18 protein-coding genes and 1 riboswitch are annotated in these 21,163 nt (G+C 65.7%); of the genes, 6 read left to right on the top strand and 12 right to left on the bottom strand.

Annotated elements, in window-relative coordinates:
• Positions 1–262: 262 nt before the first annotated feature.
• From F2P46_RS33275 to F2P46_RS33300, 6 genes are all read left to right on the top strand, one after another.
• On the top strand, positions 263–1,258 hold the full coding sequence (locus tag F2P46_RS33275) for a phosphodiester glycosidase family protein (RefSeq protein WP_208296881.1): 996 nt from the start codon (positions 263–265) through the stop codon (positions 1,256–1,258).
• 60 nt (positions 1,259–1,318) lie between these two features.
• Positions 1,319–2,755 (top strand): DUF3375 domain-containing protein, encoded by a 1,437-nt coding sequence (locus tag F2P46_RS33280; protein WP_166898493.1) that lies wholly within the window; start codon positions 1,319–1,321, stop codon positions 2,753–2,755.
• Complete coding sequence (locus F2P46_RS33285; protein ID WP_166898495.1) at positions 2,752–3,360, top strand: DUF4194 domain-containing protein; 609 nt, start codon at positions 2,752–2,754, stop codon at positions 3,358–3,360. Before F2P46_RS33280 ends, F2P46_RS33285 begins: the two co-directional genes overlap by 4 nt.
• Positions 3,357–6,746 carry an ATP-binding protein gene (locus tag F2P46_RS33290; RefSeq protein ID WP_166898496.1) on the top strand — a complete coding sequence of 1,130 codons (3,390 nt, stop codon included), beginning with the start codon at positions 3,357–3,359 and terminating at the stop codon, positions 6,744–6,746. The genes F2P46_RS33285 and F2P46_RS33290 overlap by 4 nt, the downstream gene beginning before the upstream one ends.
• Positions 6,743–7,942: a DUF3322 domain-containing protein gene (locus F2P46_RS33295; protein WP_166898498.1), complete on the top strand. Its 1,200-nt coding sequence runs from the start codon at positions 6,743–6,745 to the stop codon at positions 7,940–7,942. Before F2P46_RS33290 ends, F2P46_RS33295 begins: the two co-directional genes overlap by 4 nt.
• 92 nt (positions 7,943–8,034) lie before the next feature.
• Positions 8,035–8,286, top strand: coding sequence for a hypothetical protein (locus F2P46_RS33300; RefSeq protein WP_166898489.1), 252 nt, complete (start codon positions 8,035–8,037; stop codon positions 8,284–8,286).
• A gap of 96 nt (positions 8,287–8,382) precedes the next feature.
• Here F2P46_RS33300 and F2P46_RS33305 read toward each other — a convergent pair whose 3' ends face one another.
• The 12 genes from F2P46_RS33305 to F2P46_RS33360 form a co-directional block, all read right to left on the bottom strand.
• Positions 8,383–9,807 carry a DUF2867 domain-containing protein gene (locus tag F2P46_RS33305; RefSeq protein WP_166898499.1) on the bottom strand — a complete coding sequence of 475 codons (1,425 nt, stop codon included), beginning with the start codon at positions 9,805–9,807 and terminating at the stop codon, positions 8,383–8,385.
• 104 nt (positions 9,808–9,911) lie between these two features.
• On the bottom strand, positions 9,912–11,357 hold the full coding sequence (locus F2P46_RS33310) for a cobyric acid synthase (protein ID WP_166898501.1): 1,446 nt from the start codon (positions 11,355–11,357) through the stop codon (positions 9,912–9,914).
• Complete coding sequence (locus F2P46_RS33315) at positions 11,354–12,232, bottom strand: cobalamin-binding protein (protein WP_166898503.1); 879 nt, start codon at positions 12,230–12,232, stop codon at positions 11,354–11,356. Before F2P46_RS33315 ends, F2P46_RS33310 begins: the two co-directional genes overlap by 4 nt.
• Positions 12,232–13,221 (bottom strand): threonine-phosphate decarboxylase CobD, encoded by a 990-nt coding sequence (gene cobD / locus F2P46_RS33320; RefSeq protein ID WP_166898504.1) that lies wholly within the window; start codon positions 13,219–13,221, stop codon positions 12,232–12,234. The genes F2P46_RS33315 and cobD overlap by 1 nt, the downstream gene beginning before the upstream one ends.
• Positions 13,214–14,149, bottom strand: a complete 936-nt coding sequence (cbiB, locus tag F2P46_RS33325) for an adenosylcobinamide-phosphate synthase CbiB (protein WP_166898506.1) — start codon at positions 14,147–14,149, stop codon at positions 13,214–13,216. The genes cobD and cbiB overlap by 8 nt, the downstream gene beginning before the upstream one ends.
• Positions 14,143–14,700 carry a bifunctional adenosylcobinamide kinase/adenosylcobinamide-phosphate guanylyltransferase gene (cobU, locus tag F2P46_RS33330; protein ID WP_166898508.1) on the bottom strand — a complete coding sequence of 186 codons (558 nt, stop codon included), beginning with the start codon at positions 14,698–14,700 and terminating at the stop codon, positions 14,143–14,145. Before cobU ends, cbiB begins: the two co-directional genes overlap by 7 nt.
• Positions 14,697–16,001, bottom strand: a complete 1,305-nt coding sequence (locus F2P46_RS33335) for a cobyrinate a,c-diamide synthase (protein ID WP_166898510.1) — start codon at positions 15,999–16,001, stop codon at positions 14,697–14,699. The genes cobU and F2P46_RS33335 overlap by 4 nt, the downstream gene beginning before the upstream one ends.
• On the bottom strand, positions 16,001–16,621 hold the full coding sequence (cobO, locus tag F2P46_RS33340) for a cob(I)yrinic acid a,c-diamide adenosyltransferase (RefSeq protein WP_166898511.1): 621 nt from the start codon (positions 16,619–16,621) through the stop codon (positions 16,001–16,003). The genes F2P46_RS33335 and cobO overlap by 1 nt, the downstream gene beginning before the upstream one ends.
• The gene (locus tag F2P46_RS33345) at positions 16,618–17,391 is read right to left on the bottom strand and encodes an ABC transporter ATP-binding protein (protein ID WP_166898533.1); all 774 of its coding nucleotides are present in this window, start codon (positions 17,389–17,391) and stop codon (positions 16,618–16,620) included. The genes cobO and F2P46_RS33345 overlap by 4 nt, the downstream gene beginning before the upstream one ends.
• Positions 17,391–18,416 (bottom strand): iron ABC transporter permease, encoded by a 1,026-nt coding sequence (locus tag F2P46_RS33350; RefSeq protein WP_166898513.1) that lies wholly within the window; start codon positions 18,414–18,416, stop codon positions 17,391–17,393. The genes F2P46_RS33345 and F2P46_RS33350 overlap by 1 nt, the downstream gene beginning before the upstream one ends.
• Positions 18,417–18,444: 28 nt before the next feature.
• Positions 18,445–20,319 carry a TonB-dependent receptor gene (locus F2P46_RS33355; protein WP_166898515.1) on the bottom strand — a complete coding sequence of 625 codons (1,875 nt, stop codon included), beginning with the start codon at positions 20,317–20,319 and terminating at the stop codon, positions 18,445–18,447.
• A gap of 81 nt (positions 20,320–20,400) precedes the next feature.
• Positions 20,401–20,623: riboswitch (cobalamin riboswitch) on the bottom strand.
• A complete protein-coding gene (locus tag F2P46_RS33360) occupies positions 20,618–21,163 on the bottom strand; it encodes a histidine phosphatase family protein (RefSeq protein WP_166898516.1) in 546 nt (181 codons plus the stop codon). Its footprint overlaps the riboswitch before it by 6 nt.

Genomic DNA, 21,163 nt, shown 5'->3' on the forward strand with positions numbered 1-21,163 from the left:
TCCCGAACAGGACCGTGAAACGATTTTACGCCGATGATAGTGCTGCAACCAGTGTGAAAGTAGGTCATCGTCAGGCTAGTTATAAGAGAAAGACCCCGGTAAGCCCAAGCGCGTTCAAGATCGCGCTGGTGCAAACCGGGTTTTTTTTTCGTCCGCGTTTTCGTCATTTACTCCACTTCACACAGCCTTCATTCGCACTGCACACTGCCAGGCTATCTTGGTTCCACTGGCAATGTTGCCGATTTTTGGAATAAGGCAAAAAGTGAAAATACGATCGATCCTGAAACATCGCCGCCTCATGGCCTGCCTGGCGCTGTTGCTGCTCGCTGCCGCGGGCGTTTGCTGCTGGATATGGGAGCGCAACGGGGCCTACGGTTTCAACGTGCTGTGGCGCCGCGGTGGCACCTACTGGGTCAATGTCACGCCGGACGATCCCCGCCTGTCGCCCGCGATGCGCATTGCGCTCACTGTGCCGGCGCCAAAGGCAACGTCCGGGCCGATGACCTGGCAGGAACGCGAAAAAGGATTCGAGGTGACCGAGTTGCCGGTTATGGTTGATGGCCGTGAGGTCGACAGCATCCTGCTGGCGCGTATCGATCCCGCGCAGTATCGCTTTGTCGTGCGCAATGCACCGGCCGGCGACAAGGGCATCGATGAATGGGAGCATGCAGTGCCGCAAGCGCGCCTGATCGTCAACGGCAGCTTCTTCGGCCTCAAAGGCTTGCCCGACACGCCCTTCATCAGCGAGGGAACGGTGATGGGGCCGAGCCGCTACAATGCCCGCGCCGGTGCCTTCGTCGCCGACGAACATGGCGCAGGCGTGCGCGATCTGCGCGACGGCAAATGGCAGGAGGCGCTCGCTGGGGCCAGCAACGCCATGGTGTCCTATCCCCTCCTGATCGGCGAGGATGGACAGACCCACGTGAAAGCCGACAGCCGCTGGCTGGCCAACCGCAGTTTCGTGGCGCAAGACCGGCAGGGGCGGATCATCATCGGTACCACCAAGGACGCCTTCTTTTCGCTGGCCCGCCTGGCGCAATTTCTGAAAGAGTCGCCGCTCGACCTGAAGGTTGCGCTCAACCTCGATGGCGGACCGCTGGCCTGCCAGAGCGTGCGTTTTCCCGGTTACGAGCGTAAGCTGTACGCCCTGTGGGAGTCGCAGATGGTGGGGGATCAGGCCAAGCTGCTCCGGTGGCCATTGAGTGACGCCACCTGGGCGATGGCGATTGTCCTGACCGTGGAGCCGAAGAGCGATTAGCACCGGCAGCGCAATCTTTAATGATAAAGTATCGCTCATGCCGAACCAATTCCCATAGTGATGGACTACCAGCAACTCGTAACGCAGCGGCGCACGCATCCCGCATGGCGCCTGCTCGGCGCCGACAACGCCGCGATGATCGCGAGCTTCCTGCACACGAGTTTCGTCGCACCCAACCAGCGCACTATCGGCCGTCAGCAACTGGCGTCGCAGCTGGACGACCACCTGTACCATCTGCACCAAAGCGCCGGCGAGATCCTGTTCCCCAAAGCCGCCACGGCCTACCTCGACGATTGGGCCTCCGACGAACGTGGCTGGCTGCGCAAATACTACCCGCCCGGCGACGACGAAGCGCACTACGACCTCGCCTCGGCCACCGAGCAGGCGCTCGAATGGCTCCAGAACCTCGGCCAGCGCGACTTTATCGGCACCGAGTCGCGCCTGATGACGGTATTCGACCTGCTACACCAGATTGTCGACGGCAGCGAACTCGATCCGCGCGCCCGCATCGCCGAACTGAAACGCCGCAAGGCCGACATCGATGTCGAAATCGCCGACATCAGCGCCGGCAAATTCGCGTTGATGGACCCGACCCAGGTACGCGAGCGCTTCCTGCAAATGGCCGCCACCGCGCGCGACCTGCTGTCGGACTTCCGCGCGGTCGACACCAACTTTCGCACGCTCGACCGCCAGGTGCGCGAACACATCGCCACCTGGGACGGCAGCAAGGGTGAACTGCTGCAAGCGATCTTCGGCCAGCGCGACCTGATCGCCGATACCGACGAAGGGCGCAGCTTCCGCGCCTTCTGGGACCTGTTGATGTCCCCTTCGCGCCAGGACGAACTTACCAGCCTGCTCGACGCGGTGCTCAAGCTCGGACCGGTACGCGAGCTGCATCCGGACGCTCGCTTGCAGCGCATCCACTACGACTGGCTCGAAGCCGGCGAAGTCACCCAGCGCACCGTTGCGCGCCTGTCGGAACAGCTGCGGCGCTATCTGGACGACCAGGCATGGCTGGAAAACCGCCGCATCATGCAGCTGATCCGTGACATCGAACAGAAAGCCCTGGCCCTGCGCGGCCAGGTCGACGAACGCGCCTTCATGGAAATCGACGAAGCGGCGCCCTCGCTGGCCATGTCGATGGACCGCACCTTGTACAATCCGCCGTTCAAGCCGAAGATCACGCAGCAGATCGTCAGCGACGACGGCGTCGAAATCGCGACCGACGCGCTGTTCGAGCAAATCTACGTGGACCAGTTGCGCCTGATGTCGAACATCCGGCGCGCGCTGCAGACGCGCCAGCAAGTCTCGCTCGGCGCCCTGGCGCGCGAGTATCCGATCGAACAGGGCTTGGCCGAACTGGCCACCTATCTCAAGCTGGCCACCCAGGACATGCACGCCGCCATCGACGACAATCAGTCTGAAACCGTCGACTGGCTTGACGACACCGGGCGCCGGCGCCAGGCCACGCTCCCCCTTATCATTTACGCGGCATGACCCCTGAACCGACCACTCCCAACGACCAAAACCGCCTCGGCCAGCTGCTGGTCGCGCTGTTCCAGGCGGTGCTGTACCGCGACACCGACAGCGCCCTGTGGCAGGCGCTGATGGAGCTGCAGGCGCGCGTGCGCGACTACACCGCTACCATCGGCCTCGAACTCATTCTCGATGACGCCGAAGGCTACGCCTACCTGCGCCAGCGCCCCTTGGTGGCGGGCGAACCGGAACTGCCGCGCCTGGTCCAGCGGCGCCAGCTCAGCTACCCGGTCAGCCTGATCCTGGCCCTGCTGCGCAAGAAACTGGCCGAATTCGACGCCACCGGCGGCGAAACGCGCCTCGTCATCGACCGTGACCAGATCGCCGAACAAGTGCGCCTGTTTTTGCCGCAGACAGGCAACGAAGCGCGCCTGCTCGACCGCATGGACGCGCACCTGAACAAGGTTGTCGAGCTGGGCTTTTTGCACCGCCTGCGCGGCCAGGAAAACCAGTTCGAAGTGCGCCGCATCCTCAAGGCGTTTGTGGACGCTCAATGGTTGGCCGATTTCGAACAGCGCCTAGCCGCTTACGCCGCCCACGCCGCCAGCGGCGAGGAGGAAGCATGACCCAGGCGCCCGTGGTCGATATTCCCGCAACCGATGGCGGCGACCCGGCGCTCGAGCGCGCGGGCTTCCGGCTGCGCCACTTCGAGGTGTTCAACTGGGGCACCTTCCACGAACGCGTCTGGCGCCTGCACCCGGGCGGCGACAACATGCTGCTGACCGGCGATATCGGCTCCGGCAAGTCGACCCTGGTCGACGCCATCACCACCTTGCTGGTGCCGGCCCAGAAGATCGCCTACAACAAGGCGGCCGGCGCCGACGCGCGCGAACGCAGCCTGCGCACCTACGTCATGGGCAACTACAAGTCCGAACGCGGCGACAGCGGCCTGGCCGCGCGCGCCGTCGCCCTGCGCGATCACAACAGCTACTCGGTGATCCTCGGCGTGTTTCACAACGAAGGCTTCGACCAGACCGTCACCCTGGCGCAGGTATTCTGGTTCAAGAATCCGCACGGCCAGCCCGAACGCTTTTATGTCGTCGCCGACGGCGCGCTGTCGGTGGCCGAGCACTTCGCCGGCTTCGGCACCGATATCGCGCAACTGCGCAAGCGCCTGCGCGCGCTGGCCGGCGTCACCCTGCACGAGAGCTTTCCGCCTTACGGCGCCGACTTCCGGCGCCGCTTCGGCATCGCCAGCGAACAGGCGATGGACCTGTTCCACCAGACGGTGTCGATGAAATCGGTCGGCAACCTGACCGACTTCGTGCGCGACCACATGCTTGAAGCTTTTCCGGTGGAGGCGCGCATCAGCGCCCTGATCGCCCACTTCGACGACCTCAATCGCGCGCACGAAGCGGTGCTCAAGGCCAAGCTGCAGATCGACCAGCTCACGCCCCTGGTGGACGACTGTACCCGCCACGAGGTGCTGCAAGAACAAGCCAGCCAGCTGCGCGGTTGCCGCGAAGCGCTGCGCCCGTGGTTCGCCCATCTCAAAGGCGAGCTGCTCGAGAAACGCATCGCTTTGCTGCAGTCGGAGCGCGACAAACTGGCCGGGCGGCTCGAGCGCCTGAAGGAAGAACAGCGCAACCAGATGCTGCGGCGCGACGACATCGCGCAGGCCATCGCGGCCAACGGCGGCAACCGCATCGAGCAAATCAAGGGCGAGATCAAGCGCTTGCAAGCCATGCGCGACGAACGCACGCGCCGTTCTGACGTGTACAACGCGCTCGCTGGGGCCGTGGGCCTGCCCGGCGCGGCCGATGCGGGCGTGTTCGACGCCAACCGGCGCGCCATCGATGACGGCAAGGCCGGCTGCATCGCGCGCCGCGACGACGCGCAAAACACGTTGATGATGGCGGGCGTGAGCCTGCACGAACTGCGCGACCAGCACGGCGCCATCACCACCGAACTCGAATCGCTGCGCCAGCGCCGCTCCAACATCACCAGCCAGATGCTGGCCCTGCGCGCCGCGCTGTGCGACGCACTGCGCATCGCACCGGATGCCTTGCCCTTCATCGGAGAATTGATCCAGGTGCGGGACGAAGAACGCGCATGGGAAGGCGCGGCCGAGCGCATGCTGCACAGCTTCGGCCTGTCGCTGCTGGTGCCGGAAGCGCATTACCGGGCGGTGGCGGACTGGGTCGACGCGACCAACCTGGGTAACCGGCTGGTGTATTTCCGCGTGCGCGCCAACGTCACGGCCGACCACCACGGCCTGCACCCGGATGCGCTGGCGCGCAAGTTGGCGATCAAGCCCGACTCGCCCTTCTACGGCTGGATCGACGCCGAACTGGCGCGCCGCTACGACCATGCCTGCTGCGACACGCTCGACCAGTTCCGCCGCGAGAAGCGCGCCGTCACCCGTAACGGCCAGGTCAAGGCCGGCGGCGAGCGCCACGAAAAAGATGACCGTCACCGCATCGACGACCGCTCGCGCTATGTGCTGGGATGGTCGAACGAAGGCAAGATCGCCGCGCTGGCCAAGCAGGAACGCGACCTGTCCACCCGCATACAGGCGCATGCCGCGAAAATCGCGTCGGTGAAAGGCGAGGTCGATCGCCAGAACGCCTTGCTGGGCAACTGGAACCAACTGGCGACCTACGTCAATTTCAGTGAACTCGATTGGAAGCCGCTCCTGTCCACCATCGACGCGCTCGAACGCGAGCGGGAGGCACTGGCCGCGTCGTCCGACCTGCTGCGCACCCTGGAGCAGCAATTCGCCGAGCTGACCGAGGCGCAGGTAACGACGCAAGAGCAGTTCAACAACGCCACCATTGAGCACGCACGGACGGTCGAAAAGCTGGAAGTGGCCGGGGCCGCCCTGGACGACTGCGCCACCTTGCTCGATGCAACGCCGGAGCAAGCGCGCGAGCAGTATTTTCCCGTGCTCGACGCCTTGCGCACCGAGGTGCTGGGCGAGCATACGCTCACGGTCGAATCGTGCGAGAACCGCGAAAAGGAAATGCGCCACGAACTGCAAAACCGGATCGACGCGGAGCAGAAGAAAATCGGCAACCTGCGCGACGCAATCATCCGCGCCATGGAAAGCTACACCAAGGCCTGGCCGCTGGACGCGCGCGAGGTCGATGTGAGCATCGACGCCGCCGCCGAATTTCGCAAGATGCTGGCGGTCTTGCAGGCCGACGACCTGCCGCGCTTCGCCGGGCGCTTCAAGGAACTGCTCAACGAAAACACCATCCGCGAGATCGCCGGCTTCCAGTCGCAGCTCAAGCGCGAGCGCGAAACCATCCGCGAGCGCATCGACACCATCAACGCCTCGCTGCACCAGATCGACTACAACCCGAACCGCTATATCGCGCTCGAAGCGGAGAGCAATCTCGACGCCGACCTGCGCGACTTCCAGCAAGACCTGCGCAGCTGTACCGAAGGCGCGCTGACCGGATCGGCCGACGAAGAGTATTCGGAAGCGAAGTTCTTGCAGGTCAAACGTATCATCGAGCGCTTTCGCGGTCGCGAAGGCACGGCCGAGATGGACAAGCGCTGGACGCGCAAGGTCACCGACGTGCGCAACTGGTTCGTGTTCTCGGCGTCCGAGCGCTGGCGCGAGGACGGCCGCGAACACGAACACTACACCGACGCCGGCGGCAAGTCGGGCGGCCAGAAGGAAAAGCTGGCCTACACCGTACTGGCGGCCAGCCTGGCCTACCAGTTCGGCCTGGAGTGGGGCGTGGTGCGCTCGCGCTCCTTCCGCTTCGTGGTCATCGATGAAGCTTTCGGGCGCGGCTCCGACGAATCGGCGCGCTACGGGCTGGAACTGTTCAAGCGCATGAACCTGCAACTGCTGATTGTCACGCCGCTGCAAAAGATTCACATCATCGAACCGTACGTCTCGGGTTTGGGCTTCGTGCACAGCGAAGAAGGACGGCAGTCGAAGCTGCGCTACCTGACGATCGAACAGTACCAGGCTGAGCGCAGCGCGCGTGCCGCATGAGCCCCGCGCCAGCCTGGTCGAGCGCAGCGACGATCCGCGCCCAGGTCCAGCGGCTGTGGGACGATGGCCGCCTGCTGGCCGCGCGCGTCAGCGGCGAGGCCCTGTTCCCGCTTGAACTGCGCCTGCGCCAGCCGACCGTGGCGCAAACCGGCGAGCGTTTCGAGGAGGTACGCGCATGGATCAGGGAACTCGACGCCGGCAGCACAACCGCGCGCGGCTACGGCTACCGGATCGTCTGGCGCGAGATCAATCACCGCCAGCTCGGGCGTAACCGCATTCCCGACAGCGTGGTGTTCGATAGCGATGCGGACGCCCTGCGCCTGATCGGGCGCCAGCTTGATGCGCGCCGCTTCGACCAGATTGTCGCCGCCGCCATCAAGCTCTTTCCGCAACTGGCCGGCTGGCTGGCGCGGCGCGCGCTGGCCGTGATGGAGCAAAGCGAGGCGTGGGAGCGCATCCTGGCGATCCTTGAATGGTTCGTCGCCCATCCGCGCCCCGGCCTGTACCTGCGCCAGCTCGACATCGCCGGGGTTGACAGCAAATTCATCGAAACGCGCAAAGCCATGCTGGCCGAACTGCTCGATCTGGTGCTGCCGCCCGATGCCATTGATGCGAACGCGTTTGGCGCGCGCCAGTTCGAAGCGCGTTACGGATTATTGAGCAAACCGGCGCTGCTGCGCTTTCGGGTGCTCGATCCGGCGCATGCCATTGGCGGCTTGTCGGACCTGGCGGTGCCGCTGGCGCAGTTCGTGGCGCTGCAAACGCGGGTGCGGCGCGTCTTCATCACAGAGAACGAAATTAACGGCCTGGCGTTTCCGCAGATGCCGGATGCGATGGTAATTTTCGGCGGCGGCTACGGCGTCGAGCGGCTGGCCGGCGTGGGCTGGCTGGCCACGCGCGAGGTGTTTTACTGGGGCGATATCGACACCCACGGCTTTGCCATCCTGGACCGCCTGCGCGCCGGCGTCCCGCGCGCGCGCTCGATCCTGATGGACAGTGCGGGCTTGATGGCGCACCGTGCGCTGTGGGGAGAGGAGGACGCCGACAAGCGCTTCACCGGGCAACCGACAAGGTTGGCGCGCGACGAGCTCGCACTGTTCGAGGCCCTGCGCGACGATGTGTTCGGAGAGCGTATCCGGATGGAGCAGGAGCGCCTGTCGTACGGCTGGGTGCAGCAGGCCTTGGCCGCCTTGTAGTGACGCGGACGGTAAACAGAGCCACGGCTATCGAGGGGAATTGAAGACGTGACCCGTGCAGAGAACGAATTCTTAAAAACACGGGGTTTTAAATGATGAAAACGATGCGTAGTTTTAGGGTTGCAGGAACCGCAACCGGCAGCAAAAAGAGTAAGCAACTCGATGAGATAACGATTCTTGCGAACCCGGATACGCTCAGGCGCATCGCGATATTTCTTATCGGTGCAGCACATGACATGGAGGCCAATCAATTTGGTCACGTTCATTTACAAGATACGATCAAGGGGTTTTCTTACGATAACCATGTCGATATCATCGTGCACGCGCAGCCCAAGAAACGCTGATTTTTCAAGCCTACCCCGGACGATGACCGCCAACTGGCCGCGCAGGGCGGCGGCGCGACCCTGTTTCCGCTCGCCTGCGCCAGCCGACCGTGGCGTTTACTGGGGAAAGATCACCGCTGCGCCGTCCATGCTATCTGCCGCCACCGATACCTTCGCATGCTCGACCGCCATGCGCAGCATGGTCGGCGTCACATACGCGCGGTGCGTCCGGTCGATGGCCCACATATAGAAGCGCCCGAACAGGTTCTTGCAGCGCACCCGCGAACCCAGGCTGAACTCCACCTGACCGCCCTTGACGATGCGTGCCGCCACGCAGGAGCGGAACGACAGATGCTTGTCGTCCGCGCCCAGCACCACCTGCGCGCGCGTGTTGTGTTCATCCGTGCCTTGTTCGAGCACCGGAAAGCGGTTCGCGAACAGGCGGCTCTTGTCGGGCGAGAGCAGCGACGATACCGGGCAGCCCAGCGACGAGGTGCGCAAACCCATCGGCCGCACCAACACATTGCGCACCGCCATCATGCGGGTGACGCCGCGCGGCGGATTTTCCATGAAGCCGTCGAGCAGCCGCGTCAGCAGCGCCGTCGCATTCGTCTCCTGGAAATTCGCCAGCGGCATGGTCAGGGTGAACGTATCTTCGTGATGAAACGGCGTGCCCTCGAATTGCTTGAGCAGCAGCGAACCGGGTGGCGTGGCGTCCAGTTCGCGCACTCCGGCGCCGTCGCCCTGATGCGACACATAGCCTTTCGAACGGCGCCATGCGCCCCATTTGCCGAGAATCGTGCCGATGCTGCCGCGCGCCGTGTAGCACATGGCGCGTTGCAAGGTGCCCGGCGGCGCTTCCAGCGACAAATCGACCGTGGCGACTTGCCCTTTGGCTATGGCCGCGTCGAGCAAATCGGCCACTGCTTGTGGCAGCAGCGAGGTCAGCGAGGGAATGCTGGCTTCGTTCGCCATGACCTGTTGCCGCAATTCCTCGGACAAGTCGCCGCCGAGCTCGTTAGTGTGACAGGACAGCGCAAAAAACACCGGATGCGGACTGTTGCGCGTGAGCGGCGCGAACTGATGCCAGGTTTCGCCGCCGAAGCGCACCGTGAACATGCAATCGGGCGGAATATTGATGCATTGAAGCGCGCGCAGGAAACTCTGCGGGTCCTCATCGATTTGCGCTGTGGACGCGCTGGAAAAGCGCAGCTGCGCGCCGCCGCTACCCGAAATGGCCGTGAAAATGCGATGTCCGGCGTGCCGGTGGAAAGGATGCCCTTTCGGACCGACAACGAAGGAATACAGCGATGTGGGATCGCCCTTGTCGAAATCGGTGCCGCCCAGCTTGGCCGATGGCTCGTCGAGCTCGTCGACAAACTCCTGGTGCTGCTGTTGTCGCGCCGATACGCTGGCGAACAAATGATTGCCCGAGCCGTGCACCAGTTGCGCGATCAGCGACACTTCAACCGGCAGTCCGCCCGAGCTGGACGGAATCCGAACCGAAGGAAAGGTTTGCACAACCTTGATCATTGACAACATGGCACGTCCACAGAGAGTAAATTATTGCTCTAATTCTACACATGTAGTATGTACATTAACCGCCAACAAGAACTGCGGCAGACTTTTTGCAACACGTGGGCGCTCTATTTTATCCCACACAGCGCATCGTACAAGGGGCGCGCGGCTTCCGCGATGCGCTCCAGGCTGGCCTCGCGCAGTGCGCTGGTGTCCACCGTGGCGTCGCTGTCGAGTCCCGCCCAGCGCAGCAGCGCGGCGCACGCTTGCGGGTGGTCGAACAGGCCGTGCAGGTAGCTGCCCAGGATCTGATCGTCGCGCGAGCGCGCGCCTTCGTCCCGGCCCTCGATGCGAAAGGCCGGCGTGGCGAGCGCCGCGCCGCTGGAGACGCCCATGTGAATTTCGTAGCCCGCCACGTCGGCGTCCGCAAAAGCGCAGCGCCCCGTCACCTGGGCCAGGCGTTTTTCGGTGGTCAGTTCGGTGCGCAGGTCGAGCAGGGCGAGGCCAGCGGTGACGCCACTGTCGCCTTCCACCCCGTGCGGGTCGCTCACCTCGCGCCCCAGCATCTGGAAGCCGCCGCAAATGCCAATCACCTTGCCGCCGTAGCGCAGGTGCTTGTCGATGTACTCGCGCCAGCCCTGGTCGAGCAGATACGCCAGGTCGCCGCGCGTGTTCTTGCTACCCGGGATAATCAACAGGTCGCAGGCCGGCTTGGCCTCGTTCTGGCGCACGAACTGCAAGTCCACATCCGGATGCACGCGCAGCGCATCGAAGTCGGTGTGATTGCTCATGCGCGGCAGCGACGGCACCACCACCTTGAAGGCCCCGCGCGAGGCTTGCACCGCCTGCACCGCGTCTTCCGCGTCGAGGAACAGCCCTTGCAGGTAGGGCAGCACCGCCAGTACCGGCTTGCCGGTCTGCTGTTCCAGCCAGTCCAGGCCCGGTTCGAGCAGCGAAATATCGCCGCGAAAACGGTTGATCACAAAACCGATGGTGCGGTCGCGCTCACTCTGCGACAGGCACGAGAGCGTGCCGACGATGTGCGCGAACACGCCGCCACGGTCGATGTCGGCCACCAGGATCACCGGGCAGTCGACCGCCTCGGCAAAGCCCATGTTGGCGATGTCGCGGTCGCGCAGGTTGATCTCCGCCGGGCTGCCCGCGCCTTCGACCACGATCGCCTGGTACTGCTGGCGCAGGCGCGCGTACGATTCGAGCACGGCCCCCATCGCCACGGTCTTGTACTGATGGTAGTCGCGCGCATTCATTTCGGCGCGTACCTTGCCGTGGATGACCACCTGCGCGCCGATGTTACTCGATGGCTTGAGCAGCACCGGATTCATGTCCGTGTGCGGCGCCACGCCGGCGGCAATCGCCTGCAAGGCCTGGGCGCGACCGATCTCACCGCCGTCGGCCGTGACCGCGCTGTTCAAGGCCATGTTCTGCGGCTTGAACGGCGCCACCGATATGCCTTCGTTTTTCAGCAGGCGGCACAGGGCCGCCGCCACGGTGCTCTTGCCGGCGTCGGACGTGGTCCCCTGCACCATCAGGGTGTGGTAGGGGAAGCGGCTCAAGGTTTACTCCTGCGCTGGCGCACGATGTCGAGTTTCTCGCACAGGATTTCGGCGCCGGCGATCATGCGCGGTCCCGAACGATTAAGCAGGTTGCCGTCGATGCTGAACAGGTTCCCGCGCTTGACCGCCGTCATGGTGGTGTACGGCTTCCACAGGGTCAGGCCAATATCGGTGGGACTGCGCTCGCCGCTGAACAGCGCTTCCGGATCTTCCTGCAGCACCGCTTCCACCGTGACCACGGGCGCGGTTACTTTCAGCTTGCCGAATACGTTCTCGCCGCCGCACATGCGCATGGCGTCGCTCAGGATATGGCCGTCGTTGAGGGTGTACAGCGGCTTGTCCCACACCTGATAGAACATGCGCACTGGCGCGCGCTTGGCGTACCTGGCTTGCAGCGCGCCGAGGCGCTTGCGCAGGTCGGCGGCCGCCGGATCGGCCACCGCCTCGGTGCCCATCAGCTTCCCGAGGCGCGTCAGGTTGCTGGCGATGTCATCGAGCTTGCGCGGTTCGCTGTGGAACAACGGAATGCCAAGCGCGCGAATCTGGTCGATCTGGCGTTCGGAACTGCCGTGCATCCAGACCACGATCAGGTCGGGCTTCAAGGCTGCCAAGCGCTCCATGTCGATGCCGCTGTTGCTGCCCATCTGCGGCAGGCGCTTGGCCGCTTCCGGATAATCGCTGTAGGCGACGGCCGCGATCAGGCGTTCCGCGCCGCCGGCCGCGTACAGCATCTCGGTCACGTGCGGGGCCAGCGCAATCACGCGCTGCGCGGGTTTTTGCAGGGTCACGCTCTTGCCATCGTCGTCGTGGACCGTGATGGCGGCGCCGGCGTGCAGCGCGATCGTGCCGGCAAAGGCGGCTAACAGGTATTTCATCATGATCCTCGGTTCCATTCTTCCAGTGCGAGCGCCAGGCGCCGCCATCCATTTTCATCCGCCGGCAGGCCGAGGCGAATGCCCCGCGCCGCCTTGGGGAACAGCCGCACCCAGATCCCGCGTTCGGCCATGTGCTGCCAGAACGCCTCCGCTTGGGCTTCGGGCCACCATTGAAACAGGTCGGTGCCGGTGCTGGCGATGCCGTTCGCGGCGAGCAGCGTGCGCAAACGCGTCCCTTCGCCGGCCAGGCGCGCGCGCATCGCCTCCTGCCATGCGCGATCGTCCAACGCTTTTGTCGACACCTGCTGCGCCGGGCCGCTGACTGTCCACGGCCCGAGCAAGCCGGCAAGGTCCGACAGCAAAGACGCGTGCGCGCCCACAAAGCCCATGCGCACGCCGGCCAGCCCAAAAAACTTGCCGACCGAGCGCAGGACGATCAGGCCGGGGCGGTCGCTGTGCGCGGCCACGGTCAGGTGCGGCGCGGTGTCGCCAAAGGCTTCGTCGACCACCAGCCATCCGCCGCGCTGGCCCAGTTGCGCGGCCCAGGCCAGCAAGCGCTCGGGGGCCACGGTCGCGCCGGTCGGATTATTCGGATTGCACAGCACCAGCACATCGCATTCCGGCAGCGCCGCGTCCAAGGCGTCGTACGCCACCTCGCGCATGCTGTGACCGTGCCGTGCCCAGTGGTGCGCATGCTCGGCGTACGAGGGCGCGGCCACCACCACGCGCGATGGAGCGCGCAATTGGGGCAGCGCCTGGATTGCGGCCTGGGTGCCGGCCACCGCCAGCATGCGCGGCGCGCCATAAAATGCGCTTGCCGCGCGCACCAGTTCAGGATCGGTTTCCGGCAGGCGGTGCCACGCATTGTCCGCCAGTTGCGGCGCCGGATACCAGGTGGGGTTCAGTCCCGTCGACAAGTCCAGCCAGTCGTCCAGCGGACGGTTGAAGCGGATCGACGCCGCGCGCAGGTTGCCGCCGTGTTCAAGCATGAAGTGCTCCCATGAATAATGCCGCCGCTGCGGCCACGCCCAGCCACAGCGTGGCGGTGGCGCGCACCAGTTTCCAGGCGCGCGCGATATCGCCCGCCTGCGCGGCGCGCCCGCGTCCCAGCGGGGGGCGCTGTTCGGCCACGCCGTCGTAGGTGGCGCTGCCGCCCAGCGCCAGTCCCAGCGCGCCGGCGCCGCTGGCCATCACCGGCCCCGCGTTCGGGCTCGGCCAGCCGGGCGCCTGCGCGCGCCAGCATTCCCACGCCGTGCGCCGGTGATCGGCCAGCAGCACGTACGACAGCGCGGTCAGGCGCGCCGGAACGTAGTTCAGCACATCGTCGATGCGCGCCGCCGCCCAGCCGAACGCCAGGTAACGCGTGCTCTTGTAGCCCCACATCGCGTCCAGCGTATTGGCAAGGCGGAACAGCAGCGCGCCCGCGCCGCCGGCCACCACGAACCAGAACAAGGTGCCGAACACCGCATCGTTGCCGTTTTCGAGCAGCGATTCGGCGCTGGCCTTGGCCAGGTCGGCTTCGCTGGCCTCCATGGTGTCGCGGCTGACGATGCGCGCCGTCAGCAGGCGCGCCTGCGCCAGGTCGCCGCTTTCCAGCGCCTGCGCGATCGGCAGGTTATGGTCGCGCAGGCTGCGAAAGCCCAGGCAAAAATACAGGAGAAAGGCATGTGCTGCCAACCCCGCGCCATGGCACAGCAGCGCGCCGAGCGCCGCCAGCGGCAGCACCGCCAGCGTCCACGCCAGCACGCCGCGCACGAAGCGCACATTGCCGCGATTGAGCGCGCGCTCGATGCGCATCGCCAGGTTGCCGAAGCCGACCAGCGGATGCCAGCGCCGCGCTTCGCCCAGCAGCAGGTCGAGCAGCACGCCGCCTGCCAGCAGCAGCGCCACCTGCGCCAGAGTCAGGCCACTCAGCATGCCTGGCCCTTGAGCGTGAGCGGCATGCCGGCCACGATGAACAGGGCGCGCTCGCAGACCTTGGCGACGGCCTGGTTCAGTCGCCCGGCTTCGTCGGTAAAGCAGCGCGACAGGGCGCCGTACGGCACGATCCCCATGCCTACTTCGTTTGACACCATGATCACGTCGCCGGGCGCTTGCGGCAGGGCGGCCAGCAGCTCGTCGCACTGTTCGTAGAAAATGTCGGGCAGATTGATCACCCCCACTTCCGGAAAATCCTGGTCGGCCGAAAAAATCAGGTTGCTCAGCCACAGGGTCAGGCAGTCGACCAGCACCAGCGTATCCGGTTCGCTGCAGCGCAGGATGGCGTCGCCGAGCAGCAGCGGTTCTTCGATGGTGGTCCAGCTGCACGGACGGCTGGAACGGTGGGTCTTGATGCGCACGGCCATTTCGCCGTCGCCGGCGCGCGCGGTGGCGATGTAGACGACTTCCTTGCCCGATTCGAGCGCCAGTTTTTCGGCGTAGGCGCTTTTGCCGGAGCGCGCGCCGCCCAGGATCAGTGTCGTCGTCATGCATCGCTCCTGGAGAACAAGGCCGCCGCCGCGGCGGGGCAGGATGGAAAGTAGGCGTGGAAGTACGATGCCGTCAACGAGCCGGCACGATACACCGCTTCGCCGCTGGCGCCGCTCGGGTGCTTGACCGTGTGCGCGCCTGGCGCGAGCGCCGTTTCCAGCCGCGAGTAGTGAAAGGTATGCCCGCGAAGGACGCCGTGCGGCGTTTCCAGCCCTTGGGAGCCGAGACCGGCGATGCGCGCCTGCATGGTCACCGTTCCTTCGAGCAGGCCGGCCATCGGCCACACCGTGCCCGCCTGGTCGGCCAGCGAACCGGCCAGCGCCATCATGCCGCCGCATTCGGCCACGATCGGCATGCCGTCCGCGTGGGCGGCGCGGATCGATGCGCGCCAGCGCGCGGCGCCGGCCAGCGTCTCGCCGTGCAGCTCCGGATAACCGCCCGGGAGATAGACGGCGTCGGCGTGCTCCGGCACCGGCTCGTTGGCCAGCGGCGAAAAGAAGGCGAGGGTGGCGCCCAGTGCCCGCAAGGTAGCCAGGTTGGCCGGGTACAAAAAGGCAAAGGTGGCGTCGCGCGCAATGGCAATCGTCCGCCCCGCCAGCAGCGGCGCTGGCGCTTCCATGCGCGCGCCGAGGTCGATGCGGGTGCTGCGCAACCGTGCCCACGCGGCGTCGTCGAACTCCAACTGGTCGGCCAGCTGGTCGAGCAGGCCGTCCACATCCTGCACTTCGCCCGGCAGCACCAGGCCCAGATGGCGCTCGGGCAGGGTCTTGGACTGGCGCGGCAGCACCGCGATCAGTGGAATATCGCGCATCGAAGCGGCCACCATGGCGGCGTGCCCCTTGCTGGCGACACGGTTGGCGATCACGCCCGCCATCTCCACAGGGCCGTAGTCGCGCAGGCCGAGCACCAGCGCGCCGGCGGTTTGCGCCATCGCCGAGGCGTCGATCACGGCCAGCACCGGCAGGCCGAATTCGCGCGCCAGGTCGGCCGACGAGGGCGTGCCGTCGTACAGGCCCATGACGCCTTCGATCAGGATCACGTCGGCGTCAAGGGCGGCGGCGGCCAGCTGGCTGCGGCACTGTTCGCGGCCCACCATCCACAAGTCGAGCGAACCGACCGGCGCACCGCTGGCGCGTTCGAGCAGCATCGGGTCGATGAAGTCGGGGCCGCACTTGAACACGCGTACACGCTGGCCGCGCCGCACCAGCGCGCGCGCCAAGGCTGCCGTCACCGTGGTCTTGCCCTGGCCGGACGAGACGGCGGCCACCAGCAGTACGCGCACATCCGCGTGATCGCTCATCAGAATTCCGTCCCGGCCTGCGCTGCAATGCCGGCCTTGAAGGCGTGCTTGACGACCGTCATGTCGGTCACGGTGTCGGCAATCGCAATCAGTTCGTCCGGTGCGCCGCGCCCGGTGATGACCACATGCTGCATCTCGGGCCGGTCGAGCAGGTCGGCGATGACGGCGTGGACGTCCAGGTATTTATACTTGAGCGCGATATTGAGTTCGTCGAACAGCACCAGCCCAATCGCCGGGTCTGACAGGAAGCCCTTGGCCAGCGTCCACGCTTGCTCGGCTTTTTCGATGTCGCGTTCGCGGTTCTGGGTGTCCCAGGTATAGCCTTCGCCCATCGCGTGAAAACTCACTTCGTCGGGAAAACGGCGCAGGAATTTTTCTTCGCCGGTCGACATGGCGCCTTTGATGAACTGGACCACGGCCACCTTCATACCGTGCCCCATGGCGCGCACCACCATGCCGAAACCGCTCGAACTTTTGCCCTTGCCGTTGCCGGTGTTGACGATGATGATGCCGATTTCCTTCTGCGCCTCGGCGATCTTCTGGTCGATGATGGCCTTCTTGCGTTCCATGCGGACGCGGTGGCGTTCATTCAGTTCGCTGTGTGCGGTGTCGTCAATCATGCGGATTCCTCGGTTGGGATGAAAATACGGCGGCTGCCGTGGGGAAGGACTTCAATCGGGTGGCCCAGGTAGCGGCTCAGGACCGGCGCTTGCATCACTTCGTCGACCGGGCCGGCCAGCCATTCGCCGTCGCCCATCATCAGCAATGCATGGCTGGACGCCTGGTGCGCCAGGTTCAGGTCGTGGCCGATCATGACGACCGTCTTGCCCTGCTCGCGGCACAGCTTTGCCAGCAGGCGCATCACGCTGTGCTGGTGCGCCAGGTCGAGCGCGTTGGCCGGCTCGTCCAGCAGCAGCAATGGCGTGTCCTGCGCCAGCATGGCGGCGATTGCCACGCGCTGGCGCTCGCCGCCGGACAGGGTGCGTACGTCGCGCTCGGCCAGGTCGGCCACTTCCATCGACGCCAGGGCGGCACGGGCGATGGTGTAGTCGTCGCTGCCTTCCCAGTAGCGGTTGGCATGGTACGGGTGGCGTGCCGCCAGCACGGTTTCGATGGCGCGGTAGGCAAAGGCGTCGCTGCGCGATTGCGGCAAAAAGGCGCGCTGGCGCGCCAGTTCTTCGAGCGGCCAGTCCTTGAGCGCGCGAGCGCCGATGGCGATGCTGCCGCCATCGGGCTCGCGCAAGCCGGCCAGGGTGCGCATCAGCGTGCTTTTGCCGGCGCCGTTGCGACCGATGACGCACCACGACTGCCCGTTTTGTACCTGCCAGTCGAGGTTTTTCACCAAGGTGCGGCTGCCGGCGGTGAGTAGTAATCGGCGCGCTTCGATCATCATGAGCGGTTCAACCGGTGGAGTTGGTACAAAAAGACAGGTGCGCCGATCAGCGCCGTGATCACGCCCACCGGCAGTTGCTGCGGCGCGAGCACGGTGCGCGCCAGAGTATCGGCGAGCACCAGGAAGGCGCCGCCGGCCAGGGTGGCTGCGGGGATCAGCAGACGGTGATCGGGTCCGCAGGCGAAACGGCAGGCGTGCGGCACGATCAGGCCCACGAAGCCGATGCTGCCGGCGCTGGTCACGGCGCTGGCGGTCAACATGCCGGAGCAGAAAAACAGTCCCTTGCGCAGGGCGCTGACGCGGATGCCCAGGGTGGCGGCGGCTTCCGCGTGCAACGCCAGCACGTTCAGCGACCGGGCGCTGCGCAGGGCAAACACGAGGCCCACGGCCAGCACAATCCACGGCAGCGGGCGCAAAGGCGCACCGGCGATGTCGCCGATCATCCAGAAAATCATGCTGCGCAGACGGCTTTCGGGCGCAATCGAAAGCATCAGGGTGACCAGCGCAATGCAGGAGGTGGAGAGAATGGCGCCGGTCAGCAGCAGCAGCGACGAGCCGCCTTCGGCCGCCGCGTTGCCGCGCAAGTCGCGCCGGGCCAGCATATACAGCAGCATCGAGACGGCCACCGCGCCCACGAAGGCGGCCAGGTCGACCATCCACATGGCCCACATGAACAGCAGCGCGGCCAGCGCGCCGACCGAGGCGCCGGCCGAGATGCCGAGTACATACGGCTCGGCCAGCGGATTGCGCAGCAAGGCTTGCATCATCACGCCGGCCAACGCGAGCGCGCCGCCGGTGACAAAGGCCACCAGTGCGCGCGACAGGCGCAGGTCGAGCAGGGTGGCGGCCAGGGTCGAGGTGTCGCCTTTCGCAAGGGCGATGAGCGCGCCCGGCATCTCCGCCAGCGGGACCGGCACCGAGCCGACCATCCCGGCGATGACCAGGCTTGCCAATGCCAGCAGCGTCAGCGTGGTGATGATGACGCTGGCCCGGTGGCGCATAGTGCGAAAGAACGGATGCATGCGACTCCTGTTTGGTGCTTAATGGTGCTTAACGGATGCCGTAGCGGATGCCGGCAAACACCTGGCGGCCCGCGGTGGCGTAATTGCGCGCCAGTTCGTATTGTTTGTCGGCGATGTTGTTCAACCGTAGCACGGCTGACCAGTCGTGGGCAAATCGGTACGAGGCAAACAGGTTCACCACGCCGTAGCCGGGCAGCGTGGTGCGGTTGGCCAGGTCGTCGAAGCGCTTGCCGGATACCTGCACGCCGACGCCGGCGATCAGGTCGCCCGCGTTGTACTCCACGGCGAACTTGGCGTGGCGCTTGGCGCGCCGTTGCAGGTTTTTGCCGGTGGTGTCGTCGCGCGGGTCCTGGAAGTCGAGCGAGCCGCTCATGTCGACATCGCCCAGGCGGGTGCGCGCGCCGAGGCTGACGCCTTCGAGCGTGGCGCGGTTGACGTTGTAGGCGCAACCGTTCGGGTGCGAATCGAGCTGCACCGGGCATTTGCCGGTGTTGACCAGCAGGTCGGTCAGGCGGTTGCGGTACCAGATCGCGCTGGCCTCGGTCGTGCCGTCGTTGTAGTAGGCGCCGCCTTCGACGTTTTTACCCTGTTCCGGCTTGTTGGTATCGACCCCGTAGCCCGGGTAATACAGTTCATTGAAGGTCGGTGCGCGAAAACTGGTGCCGGCGCTGGCGTTCACGCGCAGCGCGCGCGTGAGCTTGTAGCCATAGCCGATGCCGCCGGTGGTCTTGTCGCCGTACTGGGTGCTGTCGTCGCGCCGCGCGCTGGCGCTGGCCAGGTGGTTGCCGCGCTTCGCCGAGTAGGCGGCGGCGACCGAATTGGTGGCGCGGCTGGCGTTCAAGGCGCGCGTGGTGTCGGCGAACACGCTTTCCACGCGACGTTCGAGCACCAGTTGCAGCAGGTCGCTTCCAAGGGCGATGTCGTGCTGCATGCTGTAGGCGTGCGCGCGCGTGTCGATGCGGTTGCTGGCCGTGGCGCTGGTGAAGTTGACCGATTTGTCGTCGGCCTCGGAGGCCTGCAGGCTCATTTTCCAGCTTGTCGTGAACTGGTGTTTGGAGTAGACGGCGATGTTGTCCATGTTTTGCACGCTGCGCACGTCGAACGGGTTCGGGCCGGAGTCGTACTGCGACGCCAGGTGGCTGTGCAGGTACAGCAGCCCCGCTTCATGGCCCTTGGCCAGCACGATGCCCAACTGGCCGCTGGCGCTGTCGCGCGCGTAGCCGTCGTTGTCCTTGTTATACGACGAGGCGCCCGGCTTGGTGGCCGAGAAGCCTTCGTCCTTGTCCTTGGACGCACCAAAAGCGTAGTGGATGCTGTTCTCGCCTTCGCTGGCGCCAGCCACGCCGAACGTCATGGCGCGCGCCTTGTCGCTGCCCGCTTCCACGGACGCCGTCACGCTGGCCGGACCGGCGCCGCGCCGGGTGAAGATCTGCACCACGCCGCCGATGGCGTCGGCGCCGTACATGGTGGCCAGCGGGCCGTAGACGATTTCGACGCGGTCGATGTTCGCCAGCGGCAGGGTGGCCCAGTTGGCGATGCCGATGGTGGACGAGCCGATGCGCACGCCGTCGACCAGCACCACGGTCTGCTTGGGGTCGCCGCCCCGGATGAACACTTGCGATGCCGCGCCCGGACCGCCGTTACGGGTGATTTCGATGCCGCGCTGCTTTTGCAGCAGGTCGACGACATTGCCCGCGCCCGAGCGCGCAATGTCGGTCGCGCTGATCAAGACATGGTCGCTCAGGACATCGATCGACGGCTGCGGCGCGCGCGCGGCGGTGATGATGACGGCAGTATTGGCAGTAGCTGCCGAATCGATGGGGCTGTCGGCGAGGGCGCAAGGGGAGGTAAAAGCTAGCGCGAGCGACGTCAGGGCCGCGTGGCGTACAACAGGAAAGGTCATGACAAGTCTTCAGTGAATGCGATTGCGAGCAACCGGCCGACGTCCCCGTTGGCCAGATTGAAAAGGAGCGTGCAACTGCCGCACGTTCCCACCTGTGTTGGCCGGTATCCGGGCTGGCAAATGCGGCCGTCTCACCTTCCCATGCCAAATGCACAGTGGTCAATCGAGGCGGCTCGTCGCCATGTCAGCGACATTTGCTTACCGTTGCGGGGGCAGCACACGTTGGCCTGTTGCAGGCTTCGTGTTTCCCAGTTTAACTGCGCTCATGGACATGGGCGCGGGCACCAAAACCCGATAATTATACACAGTCGATGGTGACGGTCTCGCCGTAGGCGATGGCGTGGGGACGCTGCGCCGCTTCCAGCGCCATGGCCTCGGGCGCCAGTCCGCGCGCGCGGGCCAGCAGCAGGCGGATGGCGCCGGCGTGGCAGATGACGATGGCGGCGCTCGTGTGCGAACGCATGCAATCGGCATAAAACGCCGACACGCGCCGCGCCATGTCGGTCACGCTTTCGCCCCCACCCGGGCGGTAGCCGGCCATGTCGGCGACCCAGGCGTCGATGGCGGCGCGCTCGATGTCGTCCCAGCGGCGCATTTCCCAGTCGCCGAAATCGAGTTCGGCCAGGCGAGGGTCGTAGCGCACCGCCGCCCCGCCCAGGGCTTGCGCCAGTCCGGCGCAGCGCCGCAGGGGGCTCGAGAACATCGGTGCGCCGGCCGGCAGGCGCTGGCGCAGGGCGGGCAGGGCCAGCGCCTGCAGTCCGGGATCGACAGCCAGGTCGGTGCGCCCGTAGCACACACCTGGCGCCACCTGCGGCGCCAGGTGGCGCACCAGATACAGGCGCAT

The organism is Massilia sp. CCM 8734, from assembly GCF_011682155.1.
Taxonomy (GTDB): Bacteria; Pseudomonadota; Gammaproteobacteria; order Burkholderiales; family Burkholderiaceae_D; genus Telluria_A; species Telluria_A rubra.

What these genes read in the sequence shown, in the direction of transcription:
- F2P46_RS33280 (WP_166898493.1), top strand. Translation starts at nt 1,319, where the DNA reads ATGGACTACCAGCAACTCGTAACGCAGCGGCGCACGCATCCCGCATGG.
- F2P46_RS33285 (WP_166898495.1), top strand. Translation starts at nt 2,752, where the DNA reads ATGACCCCTGAACCGACCACTCCCAACGACCAAAACCGCCTCGGCCAG.
- F2P46_RS33290 (WP_166898496.1), top strand. Translation starts at nt 3,357, where the DNA reads ATGACCCAGGCGCCCGTGGTCGATATTCCCGCAACCGATGGCGGCGAC.
- F2P46_RS33295 (WP_166898498.1), top strand. Translation starts at nt 6,743, where the DNA reads ATGAGCCCCGCGCCAGCCTGGTCGAGCGCAGCGACGATCCGCGCCCAG.
- F2P46_RS33300 (WP_166898489.1), top strand. Translation starts at nt 8,035, where the DNA reads ATGATGAAAACGATGCGTAGTTTTAGGGTTGCAGGAACCGCAACCGGC.
- F2P46_RS33305 (WP_166898499.1), bottom strand. Translation starts at nt 9,807, where the DNA reads ATGTTGTCAATGATCAAGGTTGTGCAAACCTTTCCTTCGGTTCGGATT.
- F2P46_RS33315 (WP_166898503.1), bottom strand. Translation starts at nt 12,232, where the DNA reads ATGAAATACCTGTTAGCCGCCTTTGCCGGCACGATCGCGCTGCACGCC.
- cobD (WP_166898504.1), bottom strand. Translation starts at nt 13,221, where the DNA reads ATGCTTGAACACGGCGGCAACCTGCGCGCGGCGTCGATCCGCTTCAAC.
- cbiB (WP_166898506.1), bottom strand. Translation starts at nt 14,149, where the DNA reads ATGCTGAGTGGCCTGACTCTGGCGCAGGTGGCGCTGCTGCTGGCAGGC.
- cobU (WP_166898508.1), bottom strand. Translation starts at nt 14,700, where the DNA reads ATGACGACGACACTGATCCTGGGCGGCGCGCGCTCCGGCAAAAGCGCC.
- F2P46_RS33335 (WP_166898510.1), bottom strand. Translation starts at nt 16,001, where the DNA reads ATGAGCGATCACGCGGATGTGCGCGTACTGCTGGTGGCCGCCGTCTCG.
- cobO (WP_166898511.1), bottom strand. Translation starts at nt 16,621, where the DNA reads ATGATTGACGACACCGCACACAGCGAACTGAATGAACGCCACCGCGTC.
- F2P46_RS33345 (WP_166898533.1), bottom strand. Translation starts at nt 17,391, where the DNA reads ATGATCGAAGCGCGCCGATTACTACTCACCGCCGGCAGCCGCACCTTG.
- F2P46_RS33350 (WP_166898513.1), bottom strand. Translation starts at nt 18,416, where the DNA reads ATGCATCCGTTCTTTCGCACTATGCGCCACCGGGCCAGCGTCATCATC.
- F2P46_RS33355 (WP_166898515.1), bottom strand. Translation starts at nt 20,319, where the DNA reads ATGACCTTTCCTGTTGTACGCCACGCGGCCCTGACGTCGCTCGCGCTA.
- F2P46_RS33360 (WP_166898516.1), bottom strand. Translation starts at nt 21,163, where the DNA reads ATGCGCCTGTATCTGGTGCGCCACCTGGCGCCGCAGGTGGCGCCAGGT.